Origin of the sequence: Limosilactobacillus caviae (assembly GCF_014635905.1) — a bacterium.
In the GTDB taxonomy this organism is placed as follows: domain Bacteria; phylum Bacillota; class Bacilli; order Lactobacillales; family Lactobacillaceae; genus Limosilactobacillus; species Limosilactobacillus caviae.
On record NZ_BMDS01000010.1, the window covers coordinates 20,124 to 38,687 of the forward strand.

16 protein-coding genes are annotated in these 18,564 nt (G+C 37.7%); 14 read left to right on the forward strand and 2 right to left on the reverse strand.

From position 1 onward, the window contains the following. The first annotated feature begins 77 nt into the window (after positions 1-77). The 6 genes from IEU90_RS10120 (at position 78) to IEU90_RS10145 (ending at position 8,061) form a co-directional block, all read left to right on the forward strand. On the forward strand, positions 78-3,011 hold the full coding sequence (locus tag IEU90_RS10120; RefSeq protein ID WP_153710850.1) for a DUF4767 domain-containing protein: 2,934 nt from the start codon (positions 78-80) through the stop codon (positions 3,009-3,011). A gap of 145 nt (positions 3,012-3,156) precedes the next feature. Continuing rightward, positions 3,157-3,264 (forward strand): KxYKxGKxW signal peptide domain-containing protein, encoded by a 108-nt coding sequence (locus IEU90_RS10125; protein WP_229723668.1) that lies wholly within the window; start codon positions 3,157-3,159, stop codon positions 3,262-3,264. Beyond that, complete coding sequence (locus tag IEU90_RS10130; RefSeq protein ID WP_229723670.1) at positions 3,221-5,929, forward strand: mucin-binding protein; 2,709 nt, start codon at positions 3,221-3,223, stop codon at positions 5,927-5,929. The genes IEU90_RS10125 and IEU90_RS10130 overlap by 44 nt, the downstream gene beginning before the upstream one ends. Positions 5,930-6,147: 218 nt before the next feature. After that, complete coding sequence (locus tag IEU90_RS10135; protein ID WP_153710848.1) at positions 6,148-6,531, forward strand: GntR family transcriptional regulator; 384 nt, start codon at positions 6,148-6,150, stop codon at positions 6,529-6,531. Beyond that, on the forward strand, positions 6,512-7,375 hold the full coding sequence (locus IEU90_RS10140) for an ABC transporter ATP-binding protein (RefSeq protein ID WP_153710847.1): 864 nt from the start codon (positions 6,512-6,514) through the stop codon (positions 7,373-7,375). The genes IEU90_RS10135 and IEU90_RS10140 overlap by 20 nt, the downstream gene beginning before the upstream one ends. Next, a complete protein-coding gene (locus tag IEU90_RS10145) occupies positions 7,375-8,061 on the forward strand; it encodes a hypothetical protein (RefSeq protein WP_153710846.1) in 687 nt (228 codons plus the stop codon). The genes IEU90_RS10140 and IEU90_RS10145 overlap by 1 nt, the downstream gene beginning before the upstream one ends. A 52-nt stretch (positions 8,062-8,113) precedes the next feature. Here the strand turns inward: IEU90_RS10145 and IEU90_RS10150 are convergent, their stop codons facing one another. Next, a complete protein-coding gene (locus IEU90_RS10150) occupies positions 8,114-8,839 on the reverse strand; it encodes a MucBP domain-containing protein (RefSeq protein ID WP_153710845.1) in 726 nt (241 codons plus the stop codon). Between the two features lie 149 nt (positions 8,840-8,988). Between IEU90_RS10150 and IEU90_RS10155 the strand changes: the two genes are divergently transcribed. Continuing rightward, positions 8,989-9,597 carry an ECF transporter S component gene (locus IEU90_RS10155; RefSeq protein ID WP_188358085.1) on the forward strand — a complete coding sequence of 203 codons (609 nt, stop codon included), beginning with the start codon at positions 8,989-8,991 and terminating at the stop codon, positions 9,595-9,597. 56 nt (positions 9,598-9,653) lie between these two features. On the opposite strand, the gene IEU90_RS10160 is transcribed toward IEU90_RS10155, so the two are convergent. Continuing rightward, a complete protein-coding gene (locus tag IEU90_RS10160) occupies positions 9,654-11,849 on the reverse strand; it encodes an ATP-dependent Clp protease ATP-binding subunit (protein WP_153710843.1) in 2,196 nt (731 codons plus the stop codon). Positions 11,850-12,137: 288 nt separating this feature from the next. Between IEU90_RS10160 and ykzS the strand changes: the two genes are divergently transcribed. From ykzS to IEU90_RS10195, 7 genes are all read left to right on the forward strand, one after another. Further along, a complete protein-coding gene (gene ykzS / locus IEU90_RS10165) occupies positions 12,138-12,323 on the forward strand; it encodes a protein YkzS (RefSeq protein ID WP_153710842.1) in 186 nt (61 codons plus the stop codon). A 121-nt stretch (positions 12,324-12,444) separates the two neighbouring features. Beyond that, on the forward strand, positions 12,445-12,711 hold the full coding sequence (locus IEU90_RS10170) for a phosphocarrier protein HPr (protein ID WP_153710841.1): 267 nt from the start codon (positions 12,445-12,447) through the stop codon (positions 12,709-12,711). Continuing rightward, a complete protein-coding gene (gene ptsP, locus IEU90_RS10175) occupies positions 12,711-14,441 on the forward strand; it encodes a phosphoenolpyruvate--protein phosphotransferase (protein ID WP_188358086.1) in 1,731 nt (576 codons plus the stop codon). The genes IEU90_RS10170 and ptsP overlap by 1 nt, the downstream gene beginning before the upstream one ends. Positions 14,442-14,674: 233 nt before the next feature. Beyond that, complete coding sequence (locus IEU90_RS10180; RefSeq protein ID WP_188358087.1) at positions 14,675-15,892, forward strand: glycosyltransferase family 4 protein; 1,218 nt, start codon at positions 14,675-14,677, stop codon at positions 15,890-15,892. 2 nt (positions 15,893-15,894) lie between these two features. Beyond that, a complete protein-coding gene (locus tag IEU90_RS10185; protein WP_153710838.1) occupies positions 15,895-16,923 on the forward strand; it encodes a glycosyltransferase family 4 protein in 1,029 nt (342 codons plus the stop codon). Next, complete coding sequence (locus IEU90_RS10190) at positions 16,923-17,936, forward strand: lysylphosphatidylglycerol synthase transmembrane domain-containing protein (protein WP_188358088.1); 1,014 nt, start codon at positions 16,923-16,925, stop codon at positions 17,934-17,936. The genes IEU90_RS10185 and IEU90_RS10190 overlap by 1 nt, the downstream gene beginning before the upstream one ends. A gap of 64 nt (positions 17,937-18,000) precedes the next feature. Continuing rightward, entirely contained in the window at positions 18,001-18,249 is a 249-nt protein-coding gene (locus tag IEU90_RS10195) for a YkuJ family protein (RefSeq protein ID WP_153710837.1), read from the forward strand. The last annotated feature ends 315 nt before the right edge of the window (positions 18,250-18,564 follow it).

The following is an 18,564-nucleotide window of genomic DNA, read 5'->3' on the forward strand; positions in this document are numbered from 1 at the left end:
ATAACTTGTTTTATTTTAGTGAATCTTTTATATTGGAAGCGTAATCATATTATGAGGATGGGAGAATAATAGGGATAATGAAGAAAAAACTATATAAAGCAAAGAAAAACTGGGTAATTGGTATTATTGCAGGAATGGCTTTGTTAATAAGCGGTGGTACAGTTACTTATGCTGATTCAGTTCAAGGCTCTAATGTGAATGTACCAGAGCAGAATGATATGGCTAATAATTTAGCCCCAAAGACAATGAATGCTGAAAGAAATCAAATAAACATGACAAATGATGCTTCAGCAATCACTCCGCAAAGTACTGTTCAAGAAAATCAATGGAATCAAGAAAAAGCACAAAGGCTTGATGCGTATATGACACAGTATGGTCAACAGCATAATATGGATTTTCAAAAATATGATGGGTCAACACCAATGCCGATTGATTGTGAGTACCCAGAATTTGATATAACTAAATTGTGGTCTGATAGGGAGGCAACTATTGGTTATAGCCAAGATGGGGCTAATAAGTATGACTATAATACAGTTGCTATTTATAACCATTATGCCGGTAATAGGTTAAGTCAGTTTCATGATACCTACTGGTTTACGATTCATAATAATCAGCCGGTCGTATTAGAAGATAGTACAACTAATGGAGGTACTGTCTGGTTAAATAATATTAATGACTTAAGCCAGTGGGACGATGGAGAATATGTTAATAATACTAAGAACTTTCAAGCAGCATTTACTCAAATTTTAAATAATGCCCCGTTATATAATTTTGAAGATCATGGTAACTATGCTTGGTTAGATGAGCATAGTCTTAATACTGATGGACAATTAAATCTTAAAGGATGGCATGCCACTAATGACGCATTAAATAAGAGATATCATTATAGTATTATTCTAGATGGTAAGACCCATCGTGAAATAGCGCGACAAAATATTACAAATTCATCTATTGAACGCAAGGATGTTAAGGCAGTTTATGATATTTATAATGCTGAAAAATCTGGCTTTGATGTAACTTTTAATATTGCCAATAGTCTTGCTACTGCTCCAAGTATTCAGCTTGTCGATCGTTATACCGATGATCCTGCTGGAAATGGGGATGCAACAGATTACTGGTTCGCTCCTTTTACAATTGATCATGGTAATTATGGTAGCCTCGACAATGTTTCTATTGAAAAAAATCAATTGCATCTTGCTGGATGGCATGCAAGTAATTCAACCGCTAATAAAAAATATCATTATATTATTGTAGTTGATAATACTAATAATAATCGTGAGTTGATACGAGTAAGGTTAGGTAATAACGTTAGTCGTCCAGATGTTGCTAAAGTTTTACCTAGTGTATATCATGCGGGCCAGTCTGGTTTTGATGCCTATGTAAAGTTAACCAATTTTAATTTCAACCATCAATTACAAGTGATTGACCGTTATACCGATGATCCTAGTGGGAATGGGAATGCAGTTGACTATTGGTACTCATCGTTTGGCGGTCAGACTACTAATCAAGGATGGCTTGATAATATTAACTTTTCAGATGGTCAACATTTAACCGTGTCGGGTTGGCACGCCAATGATGTAACTAACTATGAACAAGAACATTTTGTAATTCTTTTTGACAGTACTAGTAATCAACAAGTAGCTGTTGTACAAGCAAAAGCAGTAAAGAGACCTGATGTTGCCAAGGTATATCCGGGCGTTAAGACGGCGATAAATTCAGGATTTCAGGCAACATTTGATTTAACAAAGAGTAAATTAATTGCGGGTCATAGCTATGCAATTGTAAGTCGTTATTCTACTGCTACTGATAGCAATGGTGATCAAGGAGCCTACACTGACTATTGGTTTAGACCTAATTTACTGACTACTAAAGCACACTATTTTGATAAAGTTCAAATGACTAAGGATGGCTTACAAGTAGCTGGTTGGGCAGTAGATGATAGCTCTATTAATCGTTCCAATGCATATCTTATTATTTTGAATAATGGCAAAGAGATTACACGGCAACGGTTGTTACTTACTAGTCGTCCAGATGTCGCGCGAGTTTATCCTAGTGCTTACAACAGTCTTAATAGTGGTTTTGATACGTTAGTTAAATTTGATCCACAATTGGTAACAGGACAGTTACAGGTTCTGGTTCGCTTTACAAATGATCCAGCGGGTAATGGTAATTATAGTGATCAAATCAGCACATCTTATAATTCAAATGTTGGAAATTTTGACCAAATCGACGTAACTAATACTACGCTTACTGTTAGTGGTTGGCATGCGACAGATCAAAGTAATAAGCAGCCATACCAATACTTAATTGCGCTAGGAGAAAACGGGCAAGAATTATATCGGTGGCAAATTAAAGATAAAAATTTAACACGGTTGGACGTTTTCAATGCTGTCCCGTATATTCTTAACAGTAGCAATTCTGGTTATCAATTGAGCGTTTCTATTCCTAATGAAATTCAGCATCATACAGTTCGCTTTATTCATCGTTATACGGATGATCCTAACGGCAATGGTAATTATTCTGATATTTATTCTAATTCAGTGATGGTTAATAATTTAATGCGAACACCAATTGATTTTCGCCAACCCTCGGAATATGCACCATATCCCAATATAAAACAACTTAAGAATTTCTGGATTAATGTAAAAATTGGTCAAAATCGTGTTTATATGATGGACGGTAATAATATTGTTTATACAATGTACTGTACGGCAGGACGCTATGTAAATGGCGTTAGTCTTACTCCAACTGGAACGTACTATGTTCAACCAGAGCGTGGAAACATTTTTGAATGGGCAAACCATTGGACTTCTTGGAAAGATCATGGAGTATACCTATTTCATAGCGTTGTCTTTGATCAGCCGTGGCATGATCATCAATATGATTTAAACCAAGCAAAACTTCTTGGTGTTTCGACTGGTTCACATGGTTGTATTCGTTTATCAGTTCCTGATGCATATTGGATCCAGCATAATGTTTCAGCTGGCACTAAAGTTGTAATTGAAAATTAATGCCTGCATATTTTGGTAAAGTAGCAATAAGCCAGAGCATATAAAAGTGTTCTGACTTTTTCTAGTCTTGTCTTTTATACAAAAAGGGAATATATTGAAAACGTAAACAAATTTGAAACTTCAGAACTTGCTGGGAGGCAATTTTATGTTTAAAGAACACAAAAAATTATATAAAGCAGGCAAAAATTGGGTTGCAGCAACAATAACGGTTGCAGCTATTTCATTTATGGGGGGGGGTAACCGCGCACGCTGATAGTAATGAGGCTACGAATGCTACATCGGCGCAACCGGATGCACAAACCACTAATCAAACTGAACAGGTTGAGTCAGTACAAAATAAGACAGTTACTCTACAGGCAAACTCTAATGACGAAGCTACATCTGTAAGTACTGAATCTAACGTTCAAACTAACGATGGCAATGAAGCAGATAACCAAAAGGATGAACAGCAGCAAATAGCTTCTACAACCACTTCAAATACAAATAAGTCTTCTAGTGAGTTAGATCCAAATATTTATGGAACTGTAAATGTTAAAGATTGGGATTACAAAACCGATAATAATATTATTAATCTTACTAATTATCATGGACAGGATACAAGGCATATTATTATTCCTAATTTGAATGATTTTAGTAAGGCTGGAGTTGATGTTGCGAATAAAGATGGCGCAGGGATTAATTCTAATTTGGAACAGTCATTAAAAATTGATTATATAGATGAAATGAAATTAGTTAAACAGGAAACCTTAACAGGAAAATCCGGCGAAACAATTAATTTAACATCTTATTTGCATTTACCGACTGGATATCAGTTTAACCATAATTTTCCGCCAAAATTAAAATATACATTTAAAGCTAGTGGAGATAGTATGATAATTGATCTTGAACATATTATTAATAATATCAGTGTTACTACACCGATTGATCAATTACCTGCTGGCATTAAGCCGACCGATTTACATAGGCAAGTGGTTCGGTCTATTACAATTAATGTGCCTAGTCAAAAGCCGATAGTAATAATTCAAAAAGTAGATTTGACTCGTCAAGGTAGTTATGATCAAGTTACAAAAAAAATCACGTATACTAATTGGACAACTGGTAAGTTTAAGGCTTATACTGCCCCAGTGATTGAAGGATATTTTGCTACCCAACCATTTGTTAATAGCTTGCAAGTTGACCATGATACAGATGATCAGTTTGTTGTTATTAATTATATTGCTAATATACAATATGGTAATATTAATTATGTTGACGAAAACGGCAAAACAGTCAAGAGTGACTCGATTTCTGGAACAGTAGGTACGACCATTGATATTAAAATTAGTTTACCAACAGGCTATGAGTTGGCAAATAAAAATGAGCAAGTACCAACAACAGTTAAAGTAAATGAAAATGGTATTCAAGATGTGGTAATTAAAGTTAAGAAAATTGCTCCTTTAATTGCGACTAACCAAGTACCGCAGGATAAGACTACTCAGAATAATCAACTTAACTTTAACCAAGGATGGCTTGACAATTATGGCTTAACTCAAAATATAAATGGTCAGTCGCAGATTAAGGCAAGTGGTTGGCATGCTGTAGGATTGAGTAATCAAGACTCATATCGTTATATGATTATTTTCGATAATACATTGGGACATGAAATTGCTCGGCAAAAGTTAACGCCTGCTATTCGGAATGATGTCCGGCAGGCATATTCAAATGTTAATAATAGTAATAATTCTGGCTTTAATATGACTATTGATATTCCAAATGATGCAGTAAATCATTCATTAAGTTTAGTTGCTCGTTATAGCAATGATGCAATAAATGGTGAAGGGCAGCATGTTGATTACTGGTTTGGTCCATTGAAGATGAATGAGACTAATCAAGCATACTTAGATAGTATTAAGTCTGATGGTAAGACCGTTACTGTTAGTGGTTGGCATGCGACTAATCAAGCAGCGGGGCGACCTTATCATTACATTATTGCATTTGACCAAACTCTTGGTCATGAAATTGCTCGTCAGGAGGTAAAGGCAGTTCAACGTCCAGATGTGGCTAAAGTATATGGAACAATTGCTAATGCAGTTAACGCTGGCTTTAGCACTAGCTTTAATTTGACTGCTCCGTACTTTAATGATAATATCCAGTTCTTATCACGGTATACGGATGATCCAAGTGGGAACGGAAATAGTGTTGATTACTGGTTTAATCCTGTAAATCATGTTAATCGGGCTAATTTAGATAGTGTAGATCTTAGTAATGGCCGACTCAAAGTAGCAGGCTGGCATGCGACTGACTTATCACAGTTTGAGCCTAACCACTTCTTGATTGTTTTCGATAATACTACGGGTCGCCAGGTAGCTTCACAAAAAGTTGCGTTAGAAGATTCGCCAGATGTTGCCAGAGTATATAGTGATACTAAGACAGCAGGACATTCTCGTTTTAACTTTGATTTTGGTTCGTTGAATCTCCAACCAGGTCATACTTATTCCTTAGTAAGCCGGTACTCAGCTGACGGAAACGGCAATGGTAACGATGGTGCACATACTGATTCTTGGATGAATATGGGAATACTCAATCAATCGGCTTATAATCTTGATAATACTGTATTAAGTGGTAATACACTAACCTTCCAGGGATGGCGTGCTGATGATCAATCCATGGTTAAGCATTATGCATATGCAATTCTTTTGCAAAATGGAAAAGAAATTGGTCGTCAACGACTTAACCAAATTGAACGGGATGACGTTGCAAAAGTTTACCCAAGCATTTATCAAAGCAAGAATAGTGGATTTAAAGCCAGTTTTAAATTGCCAACAGTATCCCTTGATAATTTGCAATTAGTCTTACGAAATACAGATGATCCAAATGGTAATGGTAACAATCCACCAGATGTTTGGATAAATGTTAATCGCAATATGATTAGAAAATAATGTTAAATAGTTCGTTAGTGTACTATTTATAGAAACTTCACCTTACTAAAAAATAGATCTTGTAATTTCTTGAATTACGGGATCTATTTTTTATTCTAAAGGAATGATATCTTTTATTTTCTTTTTAAAATCACTTTTCCCCTTGCCAAATCATTCTCCAACATATATACTTAGTTACATAAGTAATTAACCAAATAACAAACCAAGGAGGTGCTCCAATGCAATTTAATTTTGATGAGTCATCACCGCTTTATCAACAGCTTGCTGATCAATTAGAGGAGATGATTTTCTCTGGCGGTTTCGATGAAGGCTCACAAGTACCATCAACGACCCAGCTTTCCCAACAGTTGCACATTAATCCGGCAACGGTCCTTAAGGGGATGAACATCCTAGTAGACAAGGATTTGCTAGAAAAGCGTCGTGGGCTAGGGATGTTTGTAAAAAAAGGAGCGCAGAAAAAAATTATGGAGCAACGTAAAGAGAGCTTTTATAACGACTACGTTAAAAGTTTACTAATCGAGGCTGATAAGCTTGGTATTACTAAGCAGCATTTATTAGATTTGATTGAACGAGGTGAAAACGATGGATCAATTAATGGTTAAAAATATTGTAAAAAAGTATCGACGGACAACGGTTCTCAATAATATTTCATTTAATTTAGAGCCGGCAAAAATTTATGGGTTGCTTGGCCGCAACGGTGCTGGTAAGACGACCTTGTTAAATATCATTAGTAACCGTATTTTTCCAACCAGTGGCGAGGTTCGGATTGGCGGCGAAAGTATTAATGATAATGACGAATTATTGAATAAGATTTTTCTGATGAGTGAGGCTAACCTTTACCCGCGTGAAATGAAAATTGCGCAGACTTTTGATCTTGCGGATGTTGCTTACGGCAGCTTTGATTATGATCTCGCTGACCGCCTTTTAACCGCCTTTGAACTTAGTGGTAACGCTAAAGTAACTAATCTCTCGACTGGTCAGCGAACGGCTTCAAAGTTGATTGTTGCATTAGCAGTTAATGCTGAATATGTCCTCCTTGATGAACCGATTTTAGGTCTTGATGCTAATCACCGTGAGCTTTTTTACAAGGAATTAGTCAAGTCTTATCAGGAAAAGCCACGGACATTTGTATTGTCAACACACCTAATCGAAGAAATTCAGCAGCTAGTTGAACATGTCCTAATTTTGGATAAGCATCAAATTATAATTAATGATGATCTTGATGACTTGCTTGCAAAGGCTCATGCCATTAGTGGCCCAGCTAAATTAGTTGATGATTATACTGCGGGATTGAAAGTCTTGAAATCTGAATCGATGGGTAATATTAAAACTTCCTATGTTTTTGATCACCTAAATGATGAACGGCCGATCCCAGATCAGGTTAAGCTTGACCATTATGATTTACAACACTTATTCATTTACTTGACAGATGGGGGTGCATATTAATGAAAAATCAAAAGAGAAATTTAATCATATCGACAACCTTACGGCGAGCTGGCTGGTCAGCGGGAATTGCGATTGCGGTTGGTGTTGGGGTTGAACTATTAGTATATTTACTTGGTCTCATAATGAATCAAAATATTGAGTCATTTTTAGTTAGTCTTGGCGCCATTCCAGGAACAATTAGCAGCTTATTATCATTAGTCTTGTTTTTCTACTTTTTACTAACTCCTTATAGTGACTTCAAGTGGGCAATTCAAAATAATATTTCGCGACGAACACAGTGGCAAGGACGAATTATATCAGTTATCCTGTTAACCTTGCTTGTTTGGTTCGTTAACCAACTCACCAGTTTAATGCATTATCCATTTAGTTTTTCTTCATCATGGCACAGCTTGCTTGCTTACTTCTGTGGTGTTTTGACGATGGTAGCAGTTGGAAATGGTTTTGCCCTTTTGAACCGCCGCTGGAAATGGATCGTTGGGATTGGCGGCCCAGTAGTCTGTATCGTTCTTTTGAGTATGATTGGTTACTCAATGGTTGGTTTAATTCCAACTTTATCAGCTAACAAGTTAGTATATATGCTTGTTAGCACCCAAATTACTTGGTGGGTTATTTTAATAGTTTATCTGATTATTATCTTTTTCCTAGCTAAATTTTTTAATGATAAAATGCAGTTACGGCGAGACTAGGAAATAAAAATGGACGTTAGTAGTCGGCTTATCCGATACTAGCGTCCTTTATTTATTCATCATCATCAATATCTTCAATTTGAATGTAATTACTTGTAATATATTTCTTTCGCCCAATCTGATACCAGGTAATCTCGTCATTATCATTGAGTTTACCAATTAATGTAACCTCATTACCGTTTGGAATCTCTGCCACTTTATTTCCATACGGTGCGTCGTAGACATTGATTGACTTGTTATGAAGGTAGTCAACTTTTGCACGGACATTTTTAAGCGGAATAACGGTTAAATTATTAACTAATCGTGATTTTTCTTTTCGTAAATTAGTATTGAATGGGTTGTCAACGACATGCATCTGGTCATACTTGATCCATTGGTCAGCACCGATTTCATACCAAAATTGCCCGTTCTTAGTTGCAACTCGGTGGAAAGATTTTACTGTAATATCAGCAGGGAGGGGGGCACCAATCGGCATCCCGCCAGCCGTATCAAAGACCTGTGTCGGTGCATCAAGACGTAGGTACATTTCGATTGATTGAACTTCACCCCAGTTTTGCTTACGATAAAAAAGGTGAACTATCCGTTGGCGCATGTCAAATGTGCCCCGAGTTTCGCCTTCTGTCTTTACATAGCGGTAATTAGGAAATTGTTTCCGCTCAATTTGATATTCTTGGCCGATAAAACCGCGTAATAACTGCGGCACTGTAAGATTTGCTCCCGAATCAATGTCATTATAGTAAACCCAGATTGGATTTCCAGTTTTAAACTTGTCAATCATTATTAACACTCCGTAACCTAAATTATCTATTATTATAGCGCTTTTTGGTAGCTGACACGATATTGAACCATTATATTTCTCTTGATAATTGCGAATAGGTGAAATTTCTATTACAATAGGCCTATTCAAATTTATTTAGGAGAATTAAAATGGCAAGAACTCGGCACCAACAAATAAGACATAACACGACTTTGGCAATTTTTATTGCAATTATCCTTTTACAGGATTTTGTCCCGTTTTTTGGTAATATTCCATTGGGACCGTTGAGTATAACCACTCTTCATGTGACAGTCATCATTGCCGCAATTGTCTTGGGCCCCATAGATGGTGCAATTATTGGCGGCATTTGGGGAATTTTAACATGGATTCGTGCTTTTGTTGCTCCCAGTAGTCCGCTTGCACCATTAGTATTTGTTAACCCGCTTGTCTCGGTTATTCCCCGAATCATGATTGGGTTAATTGCTGGCTATACATTTATTCTTTTGCGTCGGCTATTTAAATCTAAATATGGTGCCGCAGTTGGTGCCGCAATTATTGGAACCCTTACTAATACTGGATTAGTTTTAGGCTTTATCTATCTATTTTATCGTACTCCAGCAGTTGCGCAAACATATGGCGTCAATGTTAACCATTTATTAATTGCCCTTGAAACAGTTATGGCGACTAATGGCCTGGCTGAGTTGATTTTAGCAATTGTTTTGGTCCCCATGGTTGCAATCCCCGTGTTAGAAGTTCGCCGTCGATTAGAAGTAAACTAAAAGAACTTGAGAGTAAAGTCGTTATGACCATACTTTCAAGTTTTTTTTTGGTTAAATTATTTTGCTGGTACTTCTTGTGCTTCTTCAACGACAATATCACCATCATCATTGAGGTTAGCAGTTAATTTATGAGCATCACTATGATCAAGAACATAATCAGCAATTCGATCTTCAATTTGTTCTTGAATTACTCGACGAAGCGGGCGTGCTCCCATCTTAGGATCAAAGCCCATGTCGACTAGTTTTTCTTCAACACCATTAGTAACTTCAATATGCAAATCCTTGTCGGCAAGCATGTTGTTAACATCAGAGATCATTAAGTTAACAATCTTCATCAAGTCATCCTTAGTTAAAGCGTTGAATTGAACGATATCGTCAAAACGATTTAAGAATTCTGGCTTGAAGTAATTAGTTAATTTGTCAATGATTGAGTGGGTGCTGCCATTAGATTCAGCACCAAAACCAACACTAGCCTCAGCATCACCGGTTCCGGCATTCGATGTCATGATAATAATTGTGTCCTTGAAACTAACTGTTCGTCCTTGCGAATCAGTTAACCGGCCATCATCGAGAATCTGTAAGAACATGTGCATTACATCTGGGTGAGCTTTTTCAACTTCATCAAGAAGAATCAAGCTGTATGGGTGCCGCCGTACTTGTTCAGTAAGCTGTCCGGCTTCTTCGTAACCAACATAACCAGGGGCAGCCCCGATAAGCTTGGAAGTAGAGGTTTTATCCATGTATTCGGACATATCGAACCGAATCATCGCATCTTTAGAACCAAATAGCTGAAGGGCAAGTTGCTTAGCTGTTTCGGTCTTACCAACACCAGTAGGACCAACAAAGAGAAAACTACCAATTGGCCGACCGGACTTGTTTAGACCGATTCGATTACGGCGAATAGCTCGGGCAACCTTATCAACCGCTTGTGTTTGACCAATAACGTGTTCATCGAGCTTTTTATCAAGGTCGCGAAGTTGGTTTTCCTCCTGTTTTTGAAGGTCGCCAACTGGAATATTAGTCCGCTCCTCAACGATTCGTTGCATATCTTTGACGGTAACAGTTGCAGAATCTTCAGTATGGTTTTCTTCTGCTTCTTTCTTCGCCTTTTCAAGCTTTGCAACTTGATCCCGATAAAAGGCCGCCTTTTCGTAATCCTGATTATCTGCAGCTTGTTGCTTATGTGCCTCAGCTGTATGGATTTCGTTTTCAATTGCGTTAGGATCTACATTCTTAAGAGTTAAGTTCTTCTTTGAGCCGGCTTCATCAAGCAGGTCGATGGCCTTATCAGGAAGATACCGATCCTGAATATAGCGATCGGAAAGCTTAGCAGCAGCAACGACAGCATCGTCAGTATATTTGACGTGGTGGTAATCTTGGTAACGGCTCTTAATACCATTGAGGATCCGGATGGTCTCTTCAACAGATGGTTCATCAACTTCAACTGGTTGGAATCGACGTGCAAGAGCAGCATCTTTTTCAATCTTTCGGTATTCATTAAGTGTAGTAGCACCGACTAATTGAAAATCACCACGGGCAAGGGCAGGCTTAAGGACGTTTCCAGCATCCATGCCGCCTTCAGCATTACCAGCTCCCATGATTTCATGGACTTCATCGATAAAGAGAATGATATTCTTATTCTTACGAACTTCTTCCATTAACTGTTGCATCCGTTTTTCAAATTGTCCACGAATTCCAGTACCTTGAACAAGTGAAACAACATCGAGACGGATAATTTCCTTATTAGCAAGCTTTTCTGGAACCTGACCGCTCACAATTGCCTGGGCTAAACCTTCAACAACGGCCGTTTTACCAACCCCGGCTTCACCAATAAGGACAGGGTTATTCTTTGTCCGCCGGTTTAGAATTTCGATTACGCGCTTGATTTCGTTATCCCGACCAATAACCGGATCAATCTTTCCTTGGCGGGCGAGGTCAGTAAGATTAATACCATATTGTCCTAGGATACCTTTACCGTTGCGTCCGCCGCCTTGACGCTGAGCTTGACCGTTTATATTTTGACCATTAGCGCCAGCAGCTTGACTTTGCATATTATTCATTGCGTTCATGAAGTCTTCGAGGCTTCCAAATCCGAAATTATTCATTCCGTTACCTCCATTCATCATTTCTGTTTGTAGATTTTGTAATTTTTGATAACAATTTTGGCAGAGGTCTATTTGAATCCGTTGACCATTGAAATTCATTTGTAGATGAATCGTGGCTGGATTTTGATGACAATATTGACATAGCATCTGAAATTAAATACCTCCTAAAATAGTTCAGCAAGATTGCGTCTGTTTGACCTTTCTTGACCATTGATTAATATTATACTTACTTTTTATCGCAAAGCAAGTCATAAAACCTAAATATTTTCTTAAGTAAGGAGCATCCTTGTACGTTTAACCAAAATTACTTAGGAACGTCTAAAGGAATCCCACTATGATTTTAGCACTCTTTAGTCATGAATGCTAAAACGGATGCTTTATAATATTTATCGTGTATAATTAGGTAGACAGAGATCTTTATATTGAGGTGATTGGATGGCAGAAGAAAAGTTTGAACAATTACTAGATGACTTGCGAACTAAAAAAATTGATCATTTTGAAATTACCCCTGAGAATTTTCAGGAATTTCAACCGATTTTTCATGCTTACGCTTATCGTTCCCAGATTGAAGGAAAAGCACAACGCGGCGGTAAAATTACTTATCAATTGCGAGAGCGATAAAACGCAAGATGTAAGCTTGTATTTAACGCTTACAATTGCTAAAATGTAAATATCGAGGTGTATCAGCGGTCCAGCTGCTGATAATAAATTAATTATATCTGCTCGAAGGAGACTGATTAATATGGAAAAACGTGAATTTACAATTACTTCAGAGACCGGTATTCATGCTCGTCCAGCTACTATTTTGGTACAAGCTGCTTCAAAGTTCTCATCTGATATTACTCTTTCATACGAAGGTAAGAGTGTTAACTTGAAGTCAATCATGGGTGTAATGTCACTTGGTGTTGGTCAAAATGCTAAGGTTACTATTGCAGCCAATGGTGACGATGAAAAAGAAGCATTGGACACCGTTGCTGAAACTATGAAAAAGGAAGGATTGACTGACTAATGTCTTTACTGCTAGACGGGCTTGCGGCTAGTAGTGGGATTACCATCGCACCTGCACGCCTGTTAGTAGGGTCAGATCTATCTATAAAAAAACAGCATACAGCTGATGAGAATCATGAGGTCGCCCGGCTTCATGATTCTTTTGCGTTAAGCAGGACTGAGCTTCAAGCATTGTCTCAGCAAGTACATCACCGGCTTGGTCAGCGCGCAGTGACAATTATTGACACGCAGATTGCAATTTTAGATGATCCGACTTTACAAAATAAGATTATTGACCGGATTAATAGTCATCATGATACAGCGGAGTGGGCGGTCAAAAAGATAGAGGACTATTATTTAAATATTTTTGAGCATAAAAATGATAATGATTATCTATATGCTCGTGCAACTGCATTACGTGATGTGACTAAAAGAATTTTGAGCCACTTATTGAATGTTCCCCTACCGGATCCTGCCTTGTTGGACCATCGTGCTATTTTTGTGGCAGATAATATTACTCCTACAGATACTGCCCAGTTCAATAAAAGGTACGTTGCCGGAATTGTGACAACAAATGGCGGTAGAACATCTCATTTTACGATTATGAGTAAGACGTTGGCACTGCCGGCTGTTGTTGGTGTTAAAAATGCGACGACGCTAATTCATGATGGTGATATGTTAATTGTTGATGGTATTCATGGAAAAGTTATCGTTGACCCAACCAATGATGAAATTGAACATTACCGTTTACTGGCTGGTAAGTTTGCACAAGAACAGCAAAAGTGGGGCGCTTTAAAAGACAAGCAGACTGTGAGCGCGGACGGACGCCGGTTTGAAGTTGCGGCTAATGTTGGTACATTTGCAGATATTATTGACGCCCAAGAAGATGGTGCAGAAGGAATTGGGTTGCTGCGGACTGAATTTCTCTATATGAATAGGGAAGAGCTGCCTGATGAAGAGCAGCAATTTACAGCGTATAAACGTTTTGTTGCAGCAATGAATCAGCAGCATGTGGTTGCTCGTACTCTTGATATCGGCGGGGACAAAAAATTAGGAATGGTTAAGCTTCCCCGTGAGGCTAATCCATACCTCGGCTTTCGCGCAATAAGAATCGGTCTAGCGCGACCGGAAATTTTACGGCCACAGTTACGGGCATTGCTCCGTTCTTCAGTCTATGGACGGTTAGCAATTATGTTTCCAATGATTGCGACAATTGAAGAATTTAAGCAGGCACGGGCGATTCTCGATGAAGAAAAAGACAAGTTGGAAAAGGAAGGCTACCAGGTTGCTAAAAACATTGAGGTGGGGATGATGTTAGAAATCCCGGCCGTTGCTGTAATGGCAGAACATTTTGCAAAATATGTCGATTTCTTTAGCATTGGGAGCAATGATTTAGTTCAGTATATGTTTGCGGTTGACCGAGGGAATCAGGAAGTTGCGTACCTATACCAAGAACTTCATCCCGCGGTTTTACGAATGGTTCGCCGGGTGATTGAAGCGGCACATGCAGAAGGTAAATGGATTGGCATGTGTGGCGAAATGGCTAGTAACCCAATTGCGGTTCCGCTTTTAATGGCAATGGGGCTTGATGAATTTTCAATGAATAGCAGTCAGATTTTACGGATTCGATCTTTAATCAACCAATTAAGCACTCGTAAACTACAACCGCTAGTTCATCGCGCAATTAACGCTGAGACGGCCGCTAATGTTCGAAAATTAGTGGAAGAATATGTACCAGAAGTGAAGATTTAATAGAGAAGATGAGAAATAACTGCCTTATTGGGGAAGCTATTTCTCATTTTTTATGGACAAAAGATTTTGTAAAGAATTAGTAATCATTCTTGTTGTTTCTTGTCATGATTAGGTCAAGGGACTAGAATAATTTAAATACGGTTTTGCGGTTCGCTGAATGCTTTAGTATAATAGCAGTTATTACTAAAATTAAAATCGAAAAAATTTCGTGATGAAAAAAAGGAGCAGTTAGGTTGAATATTGGTATTTTTACAGATACATATTTCCCACAGGTGAGTGGCGTTGCGACTTCTATTAAGACGCTTCGTGATGAACTGATTGCTCAGGGACATCATGTATATATCTTTACGACGACTGATCCTAAGGCTAAGCACGATGACGTTGAAAACGGGATTTATCGTTTTGCAAGCATTCCGTTTGTTTCATTTTCTGATCGGCGGATTGCAGTTCGCGGCGTATTTCGTGCTATAAAACTTGCTAAAAAATTCCAATTAGATATAGTTCATAATCAGACGGAATTTGCACTCGGTGTGATGGGGAAAACAGTCGCTAGGCATTTACATATTCCCTGCCTCCATACCTACCATACAATGTATCAGGACTACTTACACTATATTGCAAACGGGCATATTTTAAAGCCGCATGATGTAGCACGATTAGCGCATTTATACCTGAAAAATATATCAGGAATTATTGCTCCCAGTGATCGCGTCCTTGAAACATTAGAAAGTTACCATGTAGAATCTCCCATTCAGGTAATTCCAACAGGGATCAATTTGCGGGTATATAATCAACGCGATTCAGCAAAAGATCTTGCTAATTTACGGGCACGATTAGGGTATGGGGCGACTACACCGGTATTGCTTTCGTTAAGTCGTTTAGCATATGAAAAGAATATTCATACTTTGATTGAAGCAATGCCAGATATCCTTAGCCACCAGCCTAATGCACAGTTATTGATTGTTGGAGATGGCCCGGCAAAGCATACTTTAGAGCGTCAGGTTCGTGAAATGGGTCTCAATGGTCATGTTAGTTTTGCTGGTGAAATTCCGAATGATGAAGTTTATCATTATTACCAAATGGCTGATGTTTTCGTGTCAGCGTCTGATTCGGAGTCACAGGGTTTGACCTATGATGAGGCTCTTGCATCAGACCTGCCAATCGTTGTGATGCGGAGTGAATATACTGATCAATTAATTGATGATGCAGCAATTGGAATTAGTTTCCAAAAACGGGCTGATCTTGTCAATGGGGTTTTGTATTATCTAAACCAACCGCAGACGTCAGAATCAAGGTTAAGACGTCAACAAAAATTACACGAGATTTCAGCGGAAGTTTTTGTGGAAAGGGTAGTCGAATTCTATCATGATTGTCAGTGCAAAATGATAAATCAAGATAAAATTAAGCAAACAGAAAAATCGCGTCGTCTTTTTCACCGCTCAAGGAGTTAATGATGATTAAAATAACAATGTTTTCATCTGCAGATAAAGTTGCAGGACAAGGTGTTGGCAGTGCCTACCTTGAATTGATCAATTTGTTACGTAATCAATGCAGTGATAAATTTGAAATTGAGATTAATCGGTATGGTAAAAGTCAAATTAGCCATTATCATACGATTGACCCGCTTTTCTATTTTTCAACTTTCTCTAAAAAAAGGGGTCGAAAGATCGGTTATGTTCATTTCCTTCCTGAGACCCTAGAAGGAAGCCTAACAATCCCGCAACCATTCCGCGGGCTTTTTTATCGTTACATTATTGCTTTTTATAAACGAATGGATCAGCTGGTAGTAGTAAACCCTTCTTTTATTGAAAAATTAGTTGCTTATGGAATTCCTAAGGACAAAATTACGTATATCCCTAATTTCGTCGATAGTGATCATTTTTATCAATACTCTGCTGTAGATAGGACCGCTTTACGGAAGAAATATAATATCACGCCGGATAAGTTTGTGGTTTTAGGCAGCGGTCAAGTTCAAGAAAGAAAAGGGGTTCCAGACTTCATTCGCCTAGCTCGGCAAAATCCTGACGTTGATTTTATCTGGGCGGGAGGATTTTCGTTTGGAAGACTAACAGACGGCTATAGTGAATTAAAGCGAGTGGTAGATAATCCGCCCGCTAACTTAAAATTTACCGGAATTGTTTCCCGTGATAAGATTGTTGAATTAAATAACTTAGCTGACCTATTTTTGCTGCCTTCCTATAATGAACTTTTCCCAATGTCGGTGTTAGAAGCGTTTAGTTGTGGAACACCAGTAATGTTGCGTGACTTAGAACTTTATCATTCTATTATTGATGGGGATTACGAGCCGGCAAAAGATGTTAATGAAATGCAGATGAAGCTTACATTGTTGCGCAATGATCCTGCACGGTTAGCACACTGGCAAAAACAGGCACAAATAGCAGCGCGTAAATATTCAAAAGAACACTTGGCAAACGTTTGGACAAGTTTTTATATGGACCAGGCGCGAAAGGGGGATGCTTAGTGAGTAGACGTAATTGGTTAGTGCTAAGCTTAATGCTGATTATTGGGGTCGGTATTCTTGGCTACTCATTACGTAATTCTAATATTCATCTTTTACTTCAAGATGTGTCTGCGATTAACTGGGGATGGATGTTAATAGCCTTAGGATGTATTTGTTTATATTTAGGATTGGAAGCTGTAGTAGTTAAAATCTTTATGAATGATCGTCATGATGGCTTTACTTGGAAAGATGCTCTTCGGTTACCTTTAATTGAACAACTATTCAATGGGATTACGCCATTTTCTACGGGTGGTCAGCCCGCACAGTTAGTGGCAATGATCCAATCGGGTGTTGATGGGGGACTGGCTAGTTCGGTTTTACTGATGAAGTTTGTAGTATTTCAAGCAATGATCGTAGTTAATTTTTTAATCAGCTTGTTGATTGGCTTTCACTTTATTGCTGAAAAGTTACATGCCCTATCGTTATTAGTGGTATTTGGATTTTTAATTCACTTAGCTGTAATTGTCGGCCTGCTGATGGTAATGTACTGGTATAGGTTTACAAAGAAATTAATGAACCTTGTAATTAAACCAGCTGCTCTTTTTATAAAAGCAAATCGTTACGAACGGATGAAGATAGTCTTAAATGAAAAAGTCGACACTTTTTACCAGGAAAGTCTTCGGATGAAAAAAGACTATAAGAAATTAGCAAAGGTTTGTATAGTAACAATCTTTCAATTATTCTTTTACTATGCAATTCCTTATTTCATTATGCTAGCTTTGGGTATTCATCATATTAACTTTGTGATGGTACTTAGTTTGCATGTGCTGATATTTATGATTATTTCTCTTTTCCCAATTCCAGGAGGAGCAGGGGGAGCAGAATATAGTTTTTCTGTTTTATTTGCTAGTTTTATTCATTCCAATACTAAGTTAGTCTTAGCAATGATTCTCTGGCGCTTATTGACGTATTACTTTGGTATGTTTGCTGGTATAGTAGCTATTTTTGTAAAGCCAGATAAAGTTAAAAGATAATAAAAGGGGGATTGTGTCTAAGTATCACAGTCCCTTATTTTGTAATTAAAGGAGAATACACAGAATGAAGGAATCAGAATTATTAGTAATTGTTAAGCGACTAATAGCGATGCAAAATGATAATTCACGAAACCGTCAAAAAAGAATATTTGAAAAATTTGGAATTCCTCTTTGTGATGTAACGTATATTCATAGTAGTAAGGAATTTATTTTTGTACGCTATCGACCATATGAGCGATTTCGTTTTGATGATATCGACCTAGTTGCAATAGAAGTTTTTAACTGCTTATACGATTTAGAAAATACTTTTTAGTTTTTTAGAAAAAACTGTTGACGAGGAATGGATTCGTTGGTATATTAATACATGCTGTTACGAGATGAGTAAAATATCGAATAGACATTAAATTTATTTCGTAAAAGTGTTGTTGACATCTAGTTGATGACATGATATATTAATAAAGTTGCTGATTGAGTTATTGATCAGAAGGAATTCAAAATTAATTAAAATTTCTTCTTGACAAGTTAAATCGATATATGATATAATAAATATGTTGATTAAATGCTTAGTTAGTTAACTGGTAGACCTTTGAAAACTGAACAAAGTTTCGACGAATCAAATGTGTAGGGT

Bases quoted from the DNA above. Each gene is read 5' to 3' on its own strand.
- IEU90_RS10120 (WP_153710850.1), top strand. From the start codon at position 78: ATGAAGAAAAAACTATATAAAGCAAAGAAAAACTGGGTAATTGGTATT.
- IEU90_RS10125 (WP_229723668.1), top strand. From the start codon at position 3,157: ATGTTTAAAGAACACAAAAAATTATATAAAGCAGGCAAAAATTGGGTT.
- IEU90_RS10135 (WP_153710848.1), top strand. From the start codon at position 6,148: ATGCAATTTAATTTTGATGAGTCATCACCGCTTTATCAACAGCTTGCT.
- IEU90_RS10140 (WP_153710847.1), top strand. From the start codon at position 6,512: ATGGATCAATTAATGGTTAAAAATATTGTAAAAAAGTATCGACGGACA.
- IEU90_RS10145 (WP_153710846.1), top strand. From the start codon at position 7,375: ATGAAAAATCAAAAGAGAAATTTAATCATATCGACAACCTTACGGCGA.
- IEU90_RS10150 (WP_153710845.1), bottom strand. From the start codon at position 8,839: ATGATTGACAAGTTTAAAACTGGAAATCCAATCTGGGTTTACTATAAT.
- IEU90_RS10155 (WP_188358085.1), top strand. From the start codon at position 8,989: ATGGCAAGAACTCGGCACCAACAAATAAGACATAACACGACTTTGGCA.
- IEU90_RS10160 (WP_153710843.1), bottom strand. From the start codon at position 11,849: ATGCTATGTCAATATTGTCATCAAAATCCAGCCACGATTCATCTACAA.
- ykzS (WP_153710842.1), top strand. From the start codon at position 12,138: ATGGCAGAAGAAAAGTTTGAACAATTACTAGATGACTTGCGAACTAAA.
- IEU90_RS10170 (WP_153710841.1), top strand. From the start codon at position 12,445: ATGGAAAAACGTGAATTTACAATTACTTCAGAGACCGGTATTCATGCT.
- ptsP (WP_188358086.1), top strand. From the start codon at position 12,711: ATGTCTTTACTGCTAGACGGGCTTGCGGCTAGTAGTGGGATTACCATC.
- IEU90_RS10185 (WP_153710838.1), top strand. From the start codon at position 15,895: ATGATTAAAATAACAATGTTTTCATCTGCAGATAAAGTTGCAGGACAA.
- IEU90_RS10195 (WP_153710837.1), top strand. From the start codon at position 18,001: ATGAAGGAATCAGAATTATTAGTAATTGTTAAGCGACTAATAGCGATG.